This window comes from Mesorhizobium sp. M7A.F.Ca.CA.003.01.2.1, from assembly GCF_003998945.1.
GTDB lineage: Bacteria > Pseudomonadota > Alphaproteobacteria > Rhizobiales > Rhizobiaceae > Mesorhizobium > Mesorhizobium ciceri.
Map to the genome: position 1 here is coordinate 1 of NZ_RZRA01000997.1, position 1966 is coordinate 1966.

Here is a 1966-nt window from a genome sequence, read left to right on the forward strand (position 1 = left end):
GGGCGGCGCTTTGCCGTGGCCGGCAGCCGCCTCATCCCAGCGCACGGCATGCGGCAATCCCCGGAGCTCGGCGTCGTCCACCTGACCGGAGACGATGAGCCGCCGCAGCGACGGACAGTTACGCGCCGGCTCAGCAAAGACCGGCTGCAAATGTTTGTCGGTGATCAATGCTGCCGGAAGGCAATCGTTGAGCAAATACCCCAGCTTGTCGCTCTTGGTGAGCGGATTGACGACGCACACAACGGCGCTCGCCTTGAGAACCGCCCAGAAGCTGACCACGGTCTCGACGGTGTTGTCGGCGAAGATCATAACGCGGTCACCGGGGGCGACCCCGGACGTGACGAGATGACGGGCGACCGCGCTGGAGCGTGTCTCAAGCTCGTCATAGGTGAGCCGGTGCTCGCCGCACACCAGCGCTATCTTGTCGCCGAGCCGTTCGGCCGAATGGCTGAGGTAATCGTCCAGCAGAGGTACGGCGCCATGCATCATACCAGCACCTCTTCCCTGTGCAGGTGATCGACGTCTATCCTGAGGTCGACCGCATGCGCGCTCGATGGGCGGCTAGCGACAAACTGCTGATGGAGGAGCTGCGTCGACAGCACGCCGACCAACGCCATGTTGTCCGAGTTGGACAGATCCCCATCGCCGGTCTTGGCAGCGCATTTGTCCAGCAGGCGCGCGACCGAGTTCGGATCAAAGACATTCGCCGCGCGCAGGGCAGTCTCGGAGAGTGCTTCGCGGACATAGGCGGGTGCGCCATCGCCCGTGAAGCAAAGTGCGTTGGGCGCCCGGTAGGGTTGCTTCTTGCGGGCCACGACTTCCGCGGGCACGATCGATTTCGCCACACGCTTCAGCACGTGTTTCTCATCCAGAATGCGCAGCTTGTAGTCGGGCGGGAGCGAATTCGCCAACGCCACGAGCCTGTCGTCCAGGAACGGGAAGCGCCCCTCGACAGAATGGGCCATCAGCATCCTGTCACCCTGCGAGGAGAGCAGGTAGCCCGACATCAGCGTCCTGATCTCAAGATACTGGTCCTGCGCGAGAGGACCCCATCGTGGAAACTCTTCGGGCAGGTGGCCAAGCAGGTCCGCCACCACGTCGTGACGCGCCGCTTCGGCATGCATGTCGGCCGAGAACAGCCGTTTGATGGCGCTGGTGGTGCGCCAGCGGGTGTCATGCGCGAAGCCGGGCGCGCCAAATGCATGGATACCGTGTCCGAAGAACTGGCGCGCCATCGCCTGCTGCTTGACGGGCGACCGGCTCAGATAGGGGTAGAGCCGTTCCAGCAGTCGCGCGCGTCGGGCGGATGCGGGCTGCCGCCCCCAGAAACGGCGGACCTTGCCTTCACGGAACAGGTCGTAGCCGGCAAACATCTCGTCGGCGCCCTCGCCGGTCAGGACGACCTTGATGCCATGTTCGCGCACCAGCCTCGAGAGAAGGAACAACGGCGCCGGCGCGGTCCTGAGAATCGGACACTCGGCGTGACGGATCACATCTGGGAAAACCTCGGCAATATCACCGCGCGAAACCATCACCTCGTGGTGCTCGCCGCCGCTCGCACTTGCAACCAGCCGCTGGTAACGGGTTTCATCATATTCGGCGTCAGCAAAACGCAACGAGAAGGTCTGGAATGGCGCGCCGGCGAAGCGCCTACCGAGCATGGCGACAAGTGAGCTGTCGAGCCCGCCGGAAAGGTAGCAGCCAACCGGCACATCCGCCTTGACCATTCTAAGCGCCGTCGCGGCCTGCAAGGCGCTACGCACTTCGTCCACCGCATCGTCCAGTGAGCCGGTGAAGGTGCCATGGGCCTGGTCCGCGATCTCGGGATAGCAAGGTTTCCAGAAAGCGTGCTCACGAACGCTGCCATTGTCGTAGATGCGTACATGGCCGGGGGTAAGTTCCTTCACTCCCTGAAATACGCCTTGCGGCGGTACGACCGTCCACAGCGTGAAAGTCTGGTCTATCC

The 1966-nt window shown here is 63.5% G+C and carries 2 protein-coding genes; both read right to left on the reverse strand.

Features of this window, described 5'->3' with window-relative positions; translation table 11 throughout:
- Positions 1-489 (reverse strand): class I adenylate-forming enzyme family protein (locus EN969_RS28785; protein WP_164758587.1); only part of this gene is annotated, 489 nt, incomplete at its 3' end.
- A partial coding sequence (asnB, locus tag EN969_RS28790) for an asparagine synthase (glutamine-hydrolyzing) (protein WP_127419613.1) occupies positions 486-1966 on the reverse strand: 1481 nt, incomplete at its 5' end. The genes asnB and EN969_RS28785, both read right to left, overlap by 4 nt.